Raw genomic sequence first — 15,758 nt, forward strand, 5'->3', positions numbered from 1 at the left:
AAATGATAAATATTGATTTCCAAAATATAAGTAGAAAATTGAAGAAGGTTACTTGTTCATATGAACAGGGAATAGTTACAAAAGTAATCGGTCTTACAATTGAGGTTAGTGGAATAAAAGCATCCGTTGGAGAACTATGTCACATTCATAATAATGAAGATTCTATTATCTCTTGTGAGGTTGTTGGGTTTAAAGATAATAATTTAATGCTGATGCCTTTGGGTGAATTACAAGGTATTGGTCCAGGGTGTGCAGTATACCCACAAAAGATAGGAGTTTCGGTTAAATGCTCAGAAGCACTTTTAGGTAGAGTATTAGATGGATTAGGCAATCCACTTGATGGAAGTGAAATCGAGGATCAATTTACTTATTATAATTTAGATAACTCACCTCCAGATCCTATGAAGAGAAGTAAGATTAAAGAAATTGTTCCTACAGGTGTAAAAGCAATTGATTCTATGCTTACTTGTGGAAGAGGACAGAGAATTGGAATTTTTGCAGGAAGTGGTGTAGGTAAAAGTACAACACTTGGAATGATTGCAAGAGGAGCAGAAGCTGATGTGAATGTTATTGCTCTTATTGGAGAGAGAGGAAGAGAGGTAAAAGAATTTCTCGAAAATGATCTAGGTGAAGAAGGGATGAAAAAATCGATCATCGTTTGTGCTACATCAGATCAGCCAGCTTTAGTAAGGTTAAAGGGGGCGTTCACAGCTACTGCTATTGCAGAGTATTTCAGAGATAAAGGGAAAAATGTAATTCTTATGATGGACTCTGTTACTAGATTTGCTATGGCACAGAGAGAGGTTGGTCTGGCAATAGGTGAACCACCTGCTTCAAAGGGGTATACTCCATCTGTATTTGCTATGCTACCTAGATTAATGGAACGATCAGGTAATTCAGATAAAGGATCAATTACAGCATTTTATACTGTGTTAGTTGATGGTGGAGATATGGATGAACCAATTGCAGATGCTACAAGAGGTATACTTGATGGTCATATTATTTTATCAAGAAAAATGGCCAGTAAAAATCATTATCCAGCAATCGATGTTCTTGAGAGTGTTAGTCGTTTGATGACTCAAATAGCTACAAAAGAACAATTACAATTGGCTTCATGGATTAGAGATATTATGGCGGTATATAGAGACTCTGAAGACTTAATCAATATTGGGGCTTACACAGTAGGTTCAAACCCTAAAATAGATTTAGCAGTTGAAAAAATAGATTTAATTAATGGATTTCTTAAACAAGGAATTCTTGAAAAGATTACTTATGAAGAAATGTTACTTAAACTAAGGGAGATAAGGATGAATTAGTATGGCTAAAAAATTTAAATTTTCTTTAGAAAAAGTATTGAGTATAAGGGTAAAAGAAGAAGAAAAGGCAATAATTGATTACAAAAGAGCTGAGGATGAACTTAGAAGTTTAATTCAAGAGAAATTTGAGTTAGAGAAATTGATTAATGAATATAAAATGAAAAGATTTGAAAGTTTACTGTTAGAAAAACAAAAGATTATATATTTGAATTCTCTTAGTGAAAAAAAAAATATAAAGAGCCAAGAGATTGATAAACAGAAACTGAAGGTAGTTGAAAAAAAAGAAATATTAAAAAGAAAAAATATAGAGAAAAAAAGCTTGGAAAAATTAAAAGAAATTAAATTAGATGGATATATGGCGGAAAGGGAAAGGAAAGATTCACAAATGAATGATGAGTTTGCTTTAAATATTTATAACATGAAATCACTGAAAGGAGGTGAGACAAAGTGATAGATATAGTAAAAGCACTGGAAAATACTAAATTAAATATGCAAAGTGAAAAGAATTCATACAAAGACGTTAACAAAAGTAATAAAGAAAAATTCTCAAAGATACTTTCAAATAAAAACAACTGTGAGGATGATAATAAAGCAGTAAAATCCAATTCGGATGATAAAAGCGAAGTATCTGTAAAAGATGAAAAAGTTGATAATGTTTCTGATGAGAATATTAATGAAACTGAGTCAAAGAAAGAAATTAATAATGAAGATAAAAAGGTTACTGAAACAGATTCAAAAAAAGAAGTAAGTAATGAAGATAAAAAGGTTACTGAAACTGAATCAAATAAGGGAGTTAGCAATGAAGAAGAAAAGAACGAAGTAGTTTCAGTTGATGAATTACTTGAACTTCAAACGCTGATTGCTGAATTAATTAAACAATTAAAATCTAATGAAACAACTGAAACAGAAATGTCACCAGAATTAAAAAATCAATTACAGATTTTAAATGATATTCAGAATAAGATGAGTGATTTTTTAGCACAATCAGATAAAGAAATGTTAAAAAATGATATTTCTGAATTGTTAAAGAAAATGGATATGATATTTACTGGTGAGAAATTTAGTTTAGTTACTGAAAGTAATCAAACAAATATTCAACCAAATATTGAAGCTAATAATCAAGCAAATAATCAAAAACTTGAAGCTATTATTAGTGAAATAAATGCTAAGTTGAATGGGGAAGCTGAGGAAACTGTTTCGAAAGTTATGGAAAAATCAGATATTGACTTCAAGTTGACTCCAGATGAAGAGGACAAAGATTTAGATGTCCTTAAAAGTTTAGCTGGAAATGAGAAGAAGCCAATTATTCAAAATAACTTTTATCATAAGCTAGCTAGTATAAAAAATGCTGAGCCAGTAAATCAACCTATTAGAGCTAATTATCTGGAACAAGACATTGTTAAGAATGTGAAGTTTATGACAGTAAATGACATGAAAGAACTTACTTTGAAAATTGTTCCAAAAGAACTTGGAGAGATATCTATAAAATTAATTATGGATTCAGGTGTTATGAAAGCTAAAATCTCAGCAGTGAATAAAGATACGTATAATCTTATACAAAATAATAGTGCTAATATAATGGAAAAATTAAATGAAAATAATATTAAAATCCAAAATGTTGAAGTTTCAATTTATCAAGAGGATACGCTTTTCCATAAAGATGGAGAGCAAGAACATGCCTTTAATCAGCAATTTAATAATAGTAAGAAAAAGTTTGATTTTGAAGTTGAAGATGAGATTGAAACAACACAAGATATTGATGAAGAATATAATATTCATGCATTAGCTTAGGATGTGATTTTATGGAAATAAACAATAATTATTTAATGGATGGAGCTACAAACAAAGGTACAAAAGTGGTGGAAAAAGGCAAAGGGTTGGACAAAAACTCTTTCTTCAAAATTTTATCAGCACAGTTGATGAATCAAGATCCAGAGAATCCAGCAGATTCTACACAATTTGTAGCGCAACTTGCTCAATTTACAACACTGGAAGAAATGGAAAACTTAAATAAAACATCAGAGTTTAAGAATGCTTATGGACTTGTTGGTAAGACTGTTGCCTTTGATTCTTATAACTATAAGGGAGAGCAATATGGTGGAGTTGTCAAGAATATAGAGCAAACTCCTGGTGGACCTCTTATAGTAACAGATATATTCGAGAATGGAAAATTAGAAGAGAAAAAATTTAAATTATCAGATGTTTCTAATGTATATAATCAACCAGATCCATATTTGAGTTCAATTAATTCCAATGTAGATTTTCATTCGATGGTATCATTAATTGGAAAGACTATAAAGGGAAGTAATAATGATGGTGTATTTGAAGGAACAGTTAAGTCAACATACAAAACTAATGAGGGTGTCAAAGCCATCATAGATGCTACAGGAAGAGTAATATCATCAAAAATGGAGAAAAAAGAGAGTTACAATGAAAGTGATATTTTTCTTAATGGTGTATACAATGATGAAAAACCTGTAAAAGTTTTTGTTAAGTATGATCAAACAAGTACAAGTGATAACAAATACAGTTATAAAATAGTGGCTGATGATGAAAATGCTGATGAAAAACAATGGACTGAATATGTTCCGGATACAGAGGTTTTAGGTATGAAGATTTTATTACCAAAGGAAGAACCAGAGTTACCTTGTAATTGGGAAGTATCAGTTAATGGTTTTGAACCTAAAGAGATGCATTTCTATAGTAGGAATATTCTAGAAGCAGGTGAGTAGAATGAACTTCAATATTCATGGTGGAAGAGTTTATCCAAAAGGATTTATTTCTGACGTACAGAGGCAGGAAGTTAAAAAATCTAATAAACCTACGAATGATTTTAAGGGGATTTTTAAAGAGAAAATTGCTGAGAAATCAGAAGAGATTTCTTTCTCAAAACATGCATCATTAAGAGTAAAAGAGAGAGAAATTGATATTACATCAGAGGATATTTCAAAGTTGAACGAGGCACTGGATAAGGCCAAGGATAAAGGTTGTAAGGAAAGTGTATTGATTTATAAAAATAATGGTTTTATAACAAATATTAAAAATAGAACAGTGATTACAGTATGCAATATGAAAGATAGTGAAGGGGTAATCACAAATATTGATAGTGTATTATTTGTATAGGCTGGACCTTAGGGAGGCCTGCATGTGGAACGATGGAAGCATGCGTACATAAAAAGGAGTGATAGTTTTGTTAAGGTCATTATATTCAGGAATTTCCGGTATGAAAGCTAATCAAGTTAAATTAGACGTTGTAGGAAATAACGTTTCAAACGTTGGTACAACTGGATTTAAATATTCAAGAGTAAGATTTCAAGACATGCTTAGCCAAAATCAAAAGATGAGTTCAGCACCTTCAAGATATCAAGGGGGAGTAAACCCTGGACAAGTTGGACTTGGAGTTCAAGTTTCAGGTATCGATACAATAGTAACACAAGGTATGATGCAGCCAACAGGAAGAAATCTTGACGTTGCAATGGATGGCTCAGGTTACTTCATGGTAGCAAGGGGAGCACTACCAACTTCATCAACAGGCGGAGTAAGCGTAGATAATAAAAGTCACGAAGTTCTTTCAGGAAACGGAATGTCAATAAGTTATACAAGAGATGGGGCTTTAGCACTTGACGAAGATGGGAACTTGCTTACATCCGATGGATATAGAATGCTAGGATATGTAGTTAGCGAAAAAGAAGGATTAAACTTAGATGCGAGAAGTGTTAACTACGATAAGAATGGAACTTGTGAGTTTGTTGATGCTGACAGTGTTGGTGGGCTTAAGGTAGGTAGTAATTTAGTACCAATGAAGATTCCAGATTCAGTATTTATAAATGGAACAAAGATAGGTACTCCAGTTACTTTGTCCTATACAGGGACTGCTAAAAAAATAGATGGTACAGCAGAACCAACTATTACAACAGGTAATGAACCGTATATTGGAAGTAAAGATGTTAAAATTGAAGTAAAGACTTATGAAGATTTAACCGACCCAACTAAACCAAAAGATGTATTTGCAGTATATGCTAATGGAAAAAAAATAACTGATCTAGGAGCAAGTAAGACTTTTTGGGCTACACCAGAAGGTGAAGTAACAGCTACAGATCCAGGTGATCCTAAAACAGTAATAACTATAACTGACCCAGGTTATACAGATGACTCTAAGTTATCATGGGAGTTTACTTTAAGTGCTGAAGGACCTAAGAAAATCAGAAACTTCTTCATTGAAAAAGAAGGATTAGTTAAGGGAGTACTTGAGGATGGTAAAGTTTCAGTTCTAGGACAATTAGCAGTTGCATCATTTAAAAATGCTGAAGGTCTACAAAAATTAGGAAAGAACTTATATACTACTTCCTCAAACTCAGGCCAACCAGTTATTAGAAGTGGAATTGGTGCTGGAGATAAATTCGATAACTCTAAAGGTTACGGTGACGTGCTGAATGGAGTACTTGAGATGTCAAATGTTGAGTTAACAGAACAATTTACTGATATGATTGTAACAACAAGGGCATTCCAAGCAAGTTCAAAGATGATTTCAACAGGGGATGAGATACTTCAAGAAATTATAAACTTGAAAAGATAACATTTAAATAAAAGAACAGAGAATAAAGATTAAAGAATAAATTAGGAAATTTTTCTTCCTAACGTCAGAAAAAATTGTATTATTGATTTGCTGAAAGGTATCTTAATTTGTTCTTTCTTCTCTATTCTTTATTCTTTAAAAAGAGAAGGGGTTAGCTATGATTGAAATTACAGGGTTAAATAATAAAGAGTTTGTTTTAAATTATATACATATTGAAAAAATTGAGGAAGTGCCTGAAACGTTAATAACACTTACGAATGGAAAAAAATACTTGGTTTTAGAAACGACAGATGAAATTATTGCAAAATGCATTGCATATCAGAAAAAAGCAAGAGAGTTTGAGCATCTTAAATAGTGCTGTAATGGGAGGCATAAATAATGAAGAAACAAGATACAATGACCCTAGTGGGTATCATACTGGGATTTGGTATGATAGTTTTTGGAGTAGTCACAGGTGGAGGCGGAAGATTCGTAGATCCAGGTTCCTTAGCCATAACTATTGGAGGATCATTTGGAGCGATACTTATAAACTTTCCATTAGATCAAATAAAAAAAATAGGAAAAATCACTGCTGCTGGTTTTAAAGATAATGCATTTTCTAATATGGAACTTATTAAAAAATTTGAATCTTTATCCAAAAAGGCCAGGAGAGAAGGATTGCTATCTCTTGAAGATGAGTTAACTGAGATTGATGATGAATTCCTTAAAAAAGGTTTGCAGATGGTAGTAGACGGTATTGAACCTGAAGTAATCAGCGGAATACTTGAATTAGAAGTTGTTGAGATGGAAAAACGTCATGGAGCAAATTCAGGTGTTTTCAAAGCATGGGGAGCATATGCTCCAGGTTTTGGTATGATTGGTACTTTGATTGGACTTGTTCAGATGATGGGTAATATCAGTGATGCCAACGCACTTGCTGTAGGTATGGCTAAAGCTCTTTTAACTACATTATATGGATCAATACTTGCAAACTTGATTATGTTACCAATGGCGGCTAACCTGGATTTTAAATCCGCTATTGAAGTTAATATGAGAGAGATGATGATTGAGGGAATTCTTGCAATTCAATCAGGAGTTAATCCTAGAATTGTTGAAGAGAAGTTATCAGGATATTTATCTCCTGCTGAAAGATTAGTATATAAAAATACTCATTCGGATGAAGCTGAGGTGACAGCAAATGTCTAAGAGAAAGGCTAAAAAGGATGATGGTATAGATCCAAATGCATGGTTGGCAACATATGGTGATATGGTAACATTACTTCTAACTTTCTTTGTTATGCTTTATTCAATGTCAAGTATTGATTCTATGAAATTTCAATCTATATCTTCTGCCCTTCAAACTGTAATGAAGGGACAGGGGGGGAAGTCAATAATGGAATATAATATGAATAATGGAGACCTTCCTATAGCAGGTAAATTAGTTCCAAATAGTAGTAAAGAATCTAATAGAGAACAAATAGAGATGATAGATAATATGAAAAAACTTATTAGTGAAAATGAACTTGAAGAAATCATCGATGTTAAAGAGGATTCAAGAGGATATATATTTGAATTAAAGGATAAAATCTTATTTGAATCTGGGAGAGCAAATTTAAAGCAAGAAAGTTTACCAGCACTTGATACCATAACAAAGTTTATTAAAGATCTTCCTAATGATATCATTATTGAAGGTCATACTGATAATGTTCCGATTAATAATTCAAAGTATAAAGATAACTGGGAACTGTCGGCTGCGAGAGCTTATACAGTAACAAATTATTTTACAGAGATTAAAGGATTAGATTCTACAAGGTTCTATCCTACATTTCTAGGAGATAATCATCCATTAGAAAATAATGATACACAAGAGAATAGATCAAAGAATAGAAGAGTTAACATTCTTATTAAGAAAAATGATGTAATTAATGAGGGGGGTGCTGAGTAATGGCAGATAAAGGCGGAAATAAAAAAAAGCTTATTATAATAATTCTTGTTGCGGTACTTTTATTAGGTGCAACTGCAGGTGGAGTATATTATGTGTTTTTAAGAAAAGGTGATGACACAAATGTTACAAAAGTCATGAATGAATCAATGTTTCCAGTAGGTGAGTTTGTAGTCAATTTAGCTGATGAAAAAAGTAATAAATTCCTTAAAGTTAATATTGTATTAGGATATGAAGATAACGCTAAATACCTTGAGGAATTAACAAAATATACAGTTAAGATAAGAGATTCAATTAATACAATTTTAAGATCTAAGAAAAGTGATGAACTTGATCCATTTGGTGTTGAGGAACTTAAAAGGGCAATAAAAATCAGAATAAATTCTATAACTGAAAAAGGTGAAGTAACTGATATTTATTTCGATAATATTGTAATTCAATAATAAGTAGGGGTGAAGGATGACAAACAGTGAATTTTTAGGAATGATAATCAAACTTATAATTTTCTTACCACTTATATTAGGTTCAATCTACTTAATTGGTAAGATATTTGGTAAAGGTGATATTGTAAAGGGAAATAAAATGAAGGTAATAGAACGACTACAATTGTCAAAAGATAATGCATTATTGATAGTTTTAGTGGAAGATAGATATTACCTTATGGCATCATCTCAAGGTAAAATTGAAATACTAGAAGAACTGGATAAGAATACTTTTAGTAAGAATGACTCTTTGAATACTCATGTTAATATAAATATGAAGGGTCTTAAAGAGATATTTAAGCTTAAAGGAGATAAAAATGAAAATAAATAAGAAAATTATAAGATTTGTACTCATACTATTCTTGTTCTTAATTGTTTTAGGTAGTTTTAAAGCATTTGCTGAACCAGGCGATGGTAATACAATACCAATTCCTAAAATTAACGTGGATATCACAAGTCCCGATTCACCGCAAGAATATGTAGATAATATCAAACTTCTCATTTTACTGACAGTATTAACATTATTACCATCCATAGTAATAATGACGACTGGTTTTACGAGAATTATAATAGTTCTTTCCTTATTAAAAAACGCCATGGGAGTTCAACAAGCTATTCCTAAGCAGGTTTTAATGGGACTAGCTCTATTTTTAACATTTTTCATAATGAGCCCAACATTTACGAAAGTAAATGATGAGGCTATTCAACCTTATCTTAAGAATGAGATATCACAAGAAGAAGCAATTAAGATAGGTGAGAAGCCAATTAAGAAGTTTATGCTAGATCAAACTTTAGTTAATGATTTAGAAATGTTTGTTGAATTAGGGCACTTTGAAGATACTGTTATTACAACTGTAGAAGATGGTATAACAAAGGTGGATTATTCAGAGGTACCTATACAAGCGCTAATACCGGCTTTCATGATAAGCGAACTTAAAACTGCATTTCAGATTGGATTTTTATTATTTATTCCATTTTTAATAATAGACATTGTTACTGGAAGTGTACTTATGTCTATGGGAATGATGATGGTTCCGCCTGTAATGGTATCATTACCATTTAAGATCTTACTTTTTGTGTTGGTTGATGGATGGCATTTATTAGTAAAATCCCTAATATTAAGTTTTAGTTGAGGTGATAAAGATGACAGATACAATGGTTTTATCAATATTGAAGGATGCATTAACAACCGCTCTATTAATAGCATCACCTATACTAATTACTGCAACTGTTGTAGGTTTAATAATTGCAATACTACAGGCTACAACACAAATACAAGAACAAACATTAACATTTGTACCCAAATTACTTATTACATCACTAGTTGGACTGATTGCTGGATCATGGATTATAAGAACAATATTAGCTTTTACAACAAAAATTTTCGATATAATAGCTAATATAACATAATGACGATATCTTTAACATTTGTTATAAAGTTCTTATTAGTATTCAGCAGATTAGCAGCTTTTACTTTTTCAGTTCCAATTTTTTTCCCAAAAGGAACATCTAATATTGCAAAAGCATCATTTTCAATTATACTATCCTATATGTTAATGTCTTTAGTTCAATTTGATACTGTTGTTTCTTTTGAACTTACATCTTTGATTTTTATGGTGATGATGGAAGTTGTTACGGGATTAACTTTAGGGTTTATAACATCATTAGGATTTCATGTTATAAGAATGGCAGGACAACTTTTCGATTTCTTTATTGGATTTTCTATGAGTCAGATGTTTGACCCTTCATTAGGTGATACTTCATCAATATTTGGTAGATTTATGTATTGGTTTACTCTAATAATATTTGTTGTACTTAACGGTCATAAATTCATTATTGAAGCACTGTTATCCAGTTTTTCCACTGCAAAACTCGGTGAACTAGCAATAACTTCAGATGTAATATTATATATCTTTGATGTAATATTTAAATTTTTTGAAATTGGAATAAAAATTTCTCTTCCAATTGCATTAGTTATTTTAATCACTAATATTGTTTTGGGTCTAGTTGCAAGATCCGTACCACAATTAAATGTTATGATCATTGGAATGCCTATTAAAATATTAGTTGGAGTTTTAAGTATTATTATATTATTACCAGTTACTATTAATAGTATCGTTGATATTTTTGATAACCTTACTGTTATTTTTGATAATTTATTTGGATTTGCACCATTATTAATCGTATTTGCTGATTCAGGTGGAGAGAAAACAGAAGATGCAACACCTAAGAAGAAACGTGATGCTAGAAAAAAAGGGCAAGTAGCTAGAAGTAAAGAACTAAGTATGGCGTTGACTTTAGGTGTAGCAACAGCAGTAATTATTTTATTAGGATCAACTATTTTTGAAAACTTAGCGGTAATTATGAATACAGTCTTTAGTGATTTATTGAACACACAAATTACGCAAAGTAATATATTGGAAATATTTAAATTCGCATTATTTAAAGGACTTTTGATTATTATGATGTTTGTTTGTCCTATAATGGTTATAGGTGTCCTTGTAAACTATATGCAGGTAGGATTTCTTTTAACAGGAGAGCCACTTAAGCCGGATTTAAAAAAATTGAATCCAATCAGTGGATTTAAAAAACTCTTTTCTTTAAGATCACTTGTTACACTGGTTAAGGATTTACTTATTATTTCTATTGTAGGATTCGTAGGTTATAAATTTATGATGTCTGCTTACCCTGATTTAATAAAGATAAATCAGATATCTTTAAATCAGATTCCGCTCATAATGAAGAACTTGTTGCAGGATATATTCATAAAAATAACTCTTGTGATGATGGCTATATCTATTATGGATTATATCTATCAAAGATATCAACATAAAAAAGATCTGAAGATGTCTAAACAGGAGATTAAAGAGGAATTCAAACAAATGGAGGGGGATCCTCAGATCAAAGGTAAGATTAAACAGAAGCAAAGAGAAATGGCTACAAAACGAATGATGCAGGCTGTACCGGATGCTTCAGTTGTTATAACTAACCCAACACATATTGCAGTTGCTTTGAAATATGTGGATGGAGTTGATGAAGCACCAATAGTACTCGCTAAGGGTAAAGATTTTGTAGCAATACAAATCAAAGATAGAGCAAAAGAAAATGAAATACCTATCATTGAGAATAAACCTCTTGCTAGAATGATTTATAGTGAGGTTGAGATAGATGAGGAAGTGCCTGAGAATATGTATCAGGCAATAGCAGAAATACTAGCGATAGTATATAAACTTAAGAAATAATGTAAAGGGTGTTTTGGATGGAACAAGGAAATAAGTTTTCTATAAAAAGAAATATTGACATGATAATTCCTTTTGGAGTAATTGGTATTGTATTGATGATGATTGTTCCACTACCAAAAGGGTTGCTAGATATATTATTAGCTGTTAATATCACAATATCAGTAGTTATTATACTATTAACCATGTTTACTACAGATGTGTTACAATTTTCTGTATTTCCAACCTTGCTTTTAATAACAACATTGTTTAGGTTGGGGCTAAATATATCATCAACTAGGATGATTTTATTATATGCAGATGCAGGTAAGATCATTGAAACTTTTGCTACCTTCGTTGCAGGAAATAATATTGTTGTTGGAATCATAATATTTCTGATATTAGTATTGGTAAATTTTATTGTAATAACAAATGGTGCTGGACGTGTTTCTGAGGTGGCAGCAAGATTTACTCTTGATGCTATGCCTGGAAAACAAATGAGTATAGATGCGGATCTTAATGCTGGAATGATTGATGAAATGGAAGCTAAACGTAGGAGAAATAATCTTCAACTTGAAGCAGACTTCTATGGAGCAATGGATGGTGCATCTAAGTTCGTTAAAGGTGATGCAATAGCAGGTATTGTTATAACTATCATAAATATCATTGCAGGTATTGCAATTGGGGCAATGGGTGGTATGGCGATTGGTGAGGCCGCTAGCAAGTATATAAACTTGACTATAGGTGATGGTCTTGTAAGTCAAATTCCTTCAATATTAATATCTACAGCTACAGGTATTATTACAACTAGATCAGGTAGTGAAAACTTGGGAAGTTCTATATCAGGGCAGTTAACTGCTTTTCCAAAAGTAATGTTTTTAGCTACTTCAGTATTAGTGCTTTTATTCTTTATACCTGGAATGCCAAAACCTATTTTTGCTATCTTGGCTGTGGGAACTGGGACTAGTGCATTTATGATGTATAAAGAGGAAAAAGAACAAGTTCTTAAGAATATTGAAGAAGAAGAAACTGAAATTCAAGAGATTGAAAGTAGAGAACCTGAAAATGTTGTTAAACTTATTCAAGTTGAACCTCTTGAAATAGAAATAGGATATGGACTAATCCCTTTGGCAGATGAAGGAGTGGGTGGAGATCTACTTCAAAGAGTTACTTCTGTGCGTAGGCAATGTGCAATTGAGCTGGGGATAATAGTTCAGCCTATAAGAATAATGGATAACTTACAGTTAAATAATAATGAGTATAGATTCAAGTTAAGAGGTACAGACATAGTTAAAGGTGAACTTATGCCAAATATGTTCTTATGTATGAATCCAACTGATGAAAATTTCGATATTCCTGGAATAAAAACTATTGAACCTACATTTGGTATACCAGCTGTATGGATAAATAGTGATGAAAGGGAAGATTCAGAAATTAAAGGATTTACTGTTGTTGATCCAACTACTGTTTTAGTTACTCACTTGACAGAGACAATAAAGAGTCATGCTTATGAACTTTTAGGAAGACAAGAAACAAAATCAATCATTGATAACGTAAAAGAAAAATATGATACAGTGGTAGATGAATTAATTCCTGATCTAATGACTATTGGAGAAGTTCAAAAAGTGCTTCAGAATCTACTTAAGGAAAAAGTATCAATTAAAGATACGGTAACAATTTTTGAAACATTAGCTGATTACTCAAGAACAACAAAAGACATTGAGATGTTAACTGAATATGCTCGTTTTTCTTTAGCAAGGAATATATGTAACAATCTTAAAACGGAAGAGGGCTTTGTGAGAGTTGTAACACTTTCAAATAAGATTGAAAACCTAATTGGTAGCAATATACAGAAGACAATTCAAGGTAGTTTCCCGGCTCTAAGCCCAGACGACACTCAGAGCGTATTCATGAGTATTAATAATATGCTTGATAATATATACTTCTATGAATATCAACCAGTGATTTTGGTTTCTCCAAATATAAGGTCTGCTTTTAGAAAGCTAACAGAGGTAACGTTCCCTCATATAGCAGTGCTTTCATTTAATGAGATACCTAACGACGTTGAAATAAGGAATGAAGGAGTAATTGACGTATAATGAAAGTTAAGAGATATATTGTTGATAATATGAATGAAGCCATGTCTCAGATTAGAATTGATCTTGGAAAAGATGCAGTGATATTATCACAGCGAAAGGTAAGACCAAAAGGATTTTTAGGTTTTTTCTCTCCCAAGCAATTAGAAGTTACAGCGGCCATAGATAATTCTAAAGAGAGAATTAAATTAGATAACTCAAATTATAATACCTATCCAAATAATTTTAGGGAAGAAGATAGGAATTTTAATGAGAGTTTTAAGGCAATAACACAGGCTCTAGAGAAACATACTAATGAGAAGGTGAATAAGCCTGAAAGTGCGAATTTAACAGAACAATTTAAAGTTAATAATCCTGGAAATTTGAATATAACTGAGCAATATAGAGAAAAAATAAAATTAAAGCTTGAAAATAAACCTTCTCAAGGGGCAGCATCAAATCAAGATGAGAGTATTATTAAAGAATTAGGTGAGTTAAAGAAAATGATTTCAAATATTAATGGAACTTCAGTAGAAGAACCAACAATAAATATTTTGGATGATTTTTTAGAAGAGATAGATATTTTTCGTGAATATAGAGATGATATTAAAGGAAAAGTTTCAGTTGAGAATGAAGAAGAACTTAAAAGTAAAGTCAAGATTTTCCTAGAAGAGGAATTAGCATATTGCGACTTCCCTACAAAAGGGAGAATAGTGCTAGCAGGACCTACAGGAGTAGGTAAAACAACAACTATTGCGAAGTTGGCGGGGAAATTATCTCTTCAGGGGAACAAAAAAGTTGGTTTAATTACTATTGATACCTATAGAATCGGAGCTGTTGAACAACTTAAAACTTATGCTGAAATTATGAATATTCCAATAAAAGTAGTTTTTAATACTAAAGAAATGGATATTGCTCTTAAAGAATTGGATTACTGTGACATTGTGCTAGTTGATACAACTGGTAGAAGCAGTAAAAACTCTATGCAAGTCTCTGAATTGAGATCTTATATTGATAGAGTTGAAACAGAAAACATATTTTTAGTAATAAGCGCAACTACAAAAAATAAAGATTTAAGAACTATTATAAATGGTTTTGAGAAGTTGAACTATAATGGAATTATTCTTACTAAGTTAGATGAAACTAGCACTTACGGATTAGCTTATAATGCATATAAAATGTCTAATAAACCTTTGAGTTTAGTTACAATTGGTCAGAATGTGCCTGATGACATCAAAGATGCTAACAGTAGTTATATCGCTAATTTAATTGTTGGAGAGGAGACAGTATAATGGATCAGGCTTCGAAGTTAAGAGAATTATTTAACGGGAAAAACCCTGTTGGAGATTCTGGAATTGAAAAGTCATCTCGAATAATTACCATAACTTCAGGAAAAGGAGGAGTTGGTAAAAGTAATTTTGTTGTAAATATAGGATTGACTCTTCAAAAAATGGGGAAAAAAGTACTGATATTTGATGCAGATATAGGTATGGGTAATGATGATGTGTTAATGGGTATTATTTCTAAACGTAGTATTTACGATATTATTAAAAAAGATTTTGATATTGAGGATGTTCTAGTTGATGGACCAATGGGATTAAAATTGCTGCCTGGTGGTTCTGGATTAATGAATATTGATGATTTAAATCAGATTGAAAGAGATCGTTTCTTGAGTAAATTAGGAAGTTTAAGTGGTTATGATTATATTTTTATCGATACTGGGGCAGGAATTAGTAGAAGTGTTCTTTCCTTCATTGCATGTTCTGAAGAATTGATTGTTGTTACTACTCCGGAGCCAACATCACTTACAGATGCTTATAGTTTATTAAAAGCAGTTAATCATTATAAGATAAAAGATAAAGCTAATCTTGTGATAAATAGAGTTTTCTCAGAGGGAGAAGGAACTAAAACATTCAAAAAAATTGAAAAAGTAGTTAGTTCATTTCTTAGTATTAAACTTCAAACCTTAGGATGTATTTCAGATGATAAGGAACTTGTGAAATCTGTACGAATGCAGAAACCTCTTGTATTAAGGTCAATTCAGAGTGAAGCTATTGACGATTTTAAGGAAATAGCACTCAAGTTAGAGGGCAGTGGCATGGTAAAAGAGAAGAACGATATGAAAGGGTTTTTTAAAAAAGTATTCAATTTATTTTCTTAAGAGGTGATT

17 protein-coding genes are annotated in these 15,758 nt (G+C 31.6%); all 17 read left to right on the forward strand.

The annotated features are described in order from the left end of the window. Window positions 1-2: 2 nt before the first annotated feature. The 17 genes from fliI (at window position 3) to KDK92_RS23345 (ending at window position 15,749) form a co-directional block, all read left to right on the forward strand. Window positions 3-1,316, forward strand: a complete 1,314-nt coding sequence (gene fliI, locus KDK92_RS23265) for a flagellar protein export ATPase FliI (RefSeq protein WP_250861823.1) — start codon at window positions 3-5, stop codon at window positions 1,314-1,316. Between the two features lies 1 nt (window position 1,317). Further along, the gene (locus KDK92_RS23270; protein ID WP_250861824.1) at window positions 1,318-1,767 is read left to right on the forward strand and encodes a flagellar export protein FliJ; all 450 of its coding nucleotides are present in this window, start codon (window positions 1,318-1,320) and stop codon (window positions 1,765-1,767) included. Next, window positions 1,764-3,107: a flagellar hook-length control protein FliK gene (locus KDK92_RS24865; RefSeq protein WP_250861825.1), complete on the forward strand. Its 1,344-nt coding sequence runs from the start codon at window positions 1,764-1,766 to the stop codon at window positions 3,105-3,107. Before KDK92_RS23270 ends, KDK92_RS24865 begins: the two co-directional genes overlap by 4 nt. A gap of 11 nt (window positions 3,108-3,118) precedes the next feature. Continuing rightward, the gene (locus KDK92_RS23280) at window positions 3,119-4,048 is read left to right on the forward strand and encodes a flagellar hook assembly protein FlgD (RefSeq protein ID WP_250861826.1); all 930 of its coding nucleotides are present in this window, start codon (window positions 3,119-3,121) and stop codon (window positions 4,046-4,048) included. 1 nt (window position 4,049) lies between these two features. Then, the gene (locus KDK92_RS23285) at window positions 4,050-4,439 is read left to right on the forward strand and encodes a TIGR02530 family flagellar biosynthesis protein (RefSeq protein WP_250861827.1); all 390 of its coding nucleotides are present in this window, start codon (window positions 4,050-4,052) and stop codon (window positions 4,437-4,439) included. 58 nt (window positions 4,440-4,497) lie between these two features. Further along, window positions 4,498-5,892 carry a flagellar hook protein FlgE gene (locus tag KDK92_RS23290; protein WP_250861828.1) on the forward strand — a complete coding sequence of 465 codons (1,395 nt, stop codon included), beginning with the start codon at window positions 4,498-4,500 and terminating at the stop codon, window positions 5,890-5,892. A 157-nt stretch (window positions 5,893-6,049) separates the two neighbouring features. After that, the gene (locus KDK92_RS23295) at window positions 6,050-6,247 is read left to right on the forward strand and encodes a flagellar FlbD family protein (RefSeq protein ID WP_250861829.1); all 198 of its coding nucleotides are present in this window, start codon (window positions 6,050-6,052) and stop codon (window positions 6,245-6,247) included. Between the two features lie 23 nt (window positions 6,248-6,270). Further along, complete coding sequence (locus tag KDK92_RS23300) at window positions 6,271-7,077, forward strand: motility protein A (RefSeq protein ID WP_250861830.1); 807 nt, start codon at window positions 6,271-6,273, stop codon at window positions 7,075-7,077. Next, window positions 7,070-7,816, forward strand: coding sequence for a flagellar motor protein MotB (locus KDK92_RS23305; protein WP_250861831.1), 747 nt, complete (start codon window positions 7,070-7,072; stop codon window positions 7,814-7,816). Before KDK92_RS23300 ends, KDK92_RS23305 begins: the two co-directional genes overlap by 8 nt. Beyond that, window positions 7,816-8,256, forward strand: a complete 441-nt coding sequence (locus tag KDK92_RS23310; RefSeq protein ID WP_250861832.1) for a flagellar basal body-associated FliL family protein — start codon at window positions 7,816-7,818, stop codon at window positions 8,254-8,256. Before KDK92_RS23305 ends, KDK92_RS23310 begins: the two co-directional genes overlap by 1 nt. Window positions 8,257-8,272: 16 nt before the next feature. Beyond that, window positions 8,273-8,626 (forward strand): flagellar biosynthetic protein FliO, encoded by a 354-nt coding sequence (locus tag KDK92_RS23315; RefSeq protein ID WP_250861833.1) that lies wholly within the window; start codon window positions 8,273-8,275, stop codon window positions 8,624-8,626. Further along, a complete protein-coding gene (fliP, locus tag KDK92_RS23320) occupies window positions 8,613-9,428 on the forward strand; it encodes a flagellar type III secretion system pore protein FliP (RefSeq protein ID WP_250861834.1) in 816 nt (271 codons plus the stop codon). The genes KDK92_RS23315 and fliP overlap by 14 nt, the downstream gene beginning before the upstream one ends. 10 nt (window positions 9,429-9,438) lie before the next feature. Continuing rightward, window positions 9,439-9,705: a flagellar biosynthesis protein FliQ gene (gene fliQ / locus KDK92_RS23325; protein WP_250861835.1), complete on the forward strand. Its 267-nt coding sequence runs from the start codon at window positions 9,439-9,441 to the stop codon at window positions 9,703-9,705. Next, window positions 9,705-11,537, forward strand: a complete 1,833-nt coding sequence (locus tag KDK92_RS23330) for a fused FliR family export protein/FlhB family type III secretion system protein (RefSeq protein ID WP_250861836.1) — start codon at window positions 9,705-9,707, stop codon at window positions 11,535-11,537. Before fliQ ends, KDK92_RS23330 begins: the two co-directional genes overlap by 1 nt. Window positions 11,538-11,554: 17 nt before the next feature. After that, the gene (gene flhA / locus KDK92_RS23335) at window positions 11,555-13,612 is read left to right on the forward strand and encodes a flagellar biosynthesis protein FlhA (protein ID WP_250861837.1); all 2,058 of its coding nucleotides are present in this window, start codon (window positions 11,555-11,557) and stop codon (window positions 13,610-13,612) included. Beyond that, window positions 13,612-14,880 carry a flagellar biosynthesis GTPase FlhF gene (flhF, locus tag KDK92_RS23340; RefSeq protein ID WP_250861838.1) on the forward strand — a complete coding sequence of 423 codons (1,269 nt, stop codon included), beginning with the start codon at window positions 13,612-13,614 and terminating at the stop codon, window positions 14,878-14,880. The genes flhA and flhF overlap by 1 nt, the downstream gene beginning before the upstream one ends. Then, window positions 14,877-15,749: a MinD/ParA family protein gene (locus KDK92_RS23345; protein ID WP_250862032.1), complete on the forward strand. Its 873-nt coding sequence runs from the start codon at window positions 14,877-14,879 to the stop codon at window positions 15,747-15,749. The genes flhF and KDK92_RS23345 overlap by 4 nt, the downstream gene beginning before the upstream one ends. Window positions 15,750-15,758 lie beyond the last annotated feature (9 nt).

Origin of the sequence: Oceanirhabdus seepicola (genome assembly GCF_023684385.1) — a bacterium.
Classification (GTDB): domain Bacteria; phylum Bacillota; class Clostridia; order Clostridiales; family Clostridiaceae; genus Oceanirhabdus; species Oceanirhabdus seepicola.

Coding starts and splice junctions, on each gene's coding strand:
- fliI (WP_250861823.1), top strand. CDS start 3: ATGATAAATATTGATTTCCAAAATATAAGTAGAAAATTGAAGAAGGTT.
- KDK92_RS23270 (WP_250861824.1), top strand. CDS start 1,318: ATGGCTAAAAAATTTAAATTTTCTTTAGAAAAAGTATTGAGTATAAGG.
- KDK92_RS23280 (WP_250861826.1), top strand. CDS start 3,119: ATGGAAATAAACAATAATTATTTAATGGATGGAGCTACAAACAAAGGT.
- KDK92_RS23285 (WP_250861827.1), top strand. CDS start 4,050: ATGAACTTCAATATTCATGGTGGAAGAGTTTATCCAAAAGGATTTATT.
- KDK92_RS23295 (WP_250861829.1), top strand. CDS start 6,050: ATGATTGAAATTACAGGGTTAAATAATAAAGAGTTTGTTTTAAATTAT.
- KDK92_RS23300 (WP_250861830.1), top strand. CDS start 6,271: ATGAAGAAACAAGATACAATGACCCTAGTGGGTATCATACTGGGATTT.
- KDK92_RS23305 (WP_250861831.1), top strand. CDS start 7,070: ATGTCTAAGAGAAAGGCTAAAAAGGATGATGGTATAGATCCAAATGCA.
- KDK92_RS23310 (WP_250861832.1), top strand. CDS start 7,816: ATGGCAGATAAAGGCGGAAATAAAAAAAAGCTTATTATAATAATTCTT.
- KDK92_RS23315 (WP_250861833.1), top strand. CDS start 8,273: ATGACAAACAGTGAATTTTTAGGAATGATAATCAAACTTATAATTTTC.
- fliP (WP_250861834.1), top strand. CDS start 8,613: ATGAAAATAAATAAGAAAATTATAAGATTTGTACTCATACTATTCTTG.
- fliQ (WP_250861835.1), top strand. CDS start 9,439: ATGACAGATACAATGGTTTTATCAATATTGAAGGATGCATTAACAACC.
- KDK92_RS23330 (WP_250861836.1), top strand. CDS start 9,705: ATGACGATATCTTTAACATTTGTTATAAAGTTCTTATTAGTATTCAGC.
- flhA (WP_250861837.1), top strand. CDS start 11,555: ATGGAACAAGGAAATAAGTTTTCTATAAAAAGAAATATTGACATGATA.
- flhF (WP_250861838.1), top strand. CDS start 13,612: ATGAAAGTTAAGAGATATATTGTTGATAATATGAATGAAGCCATGTCT.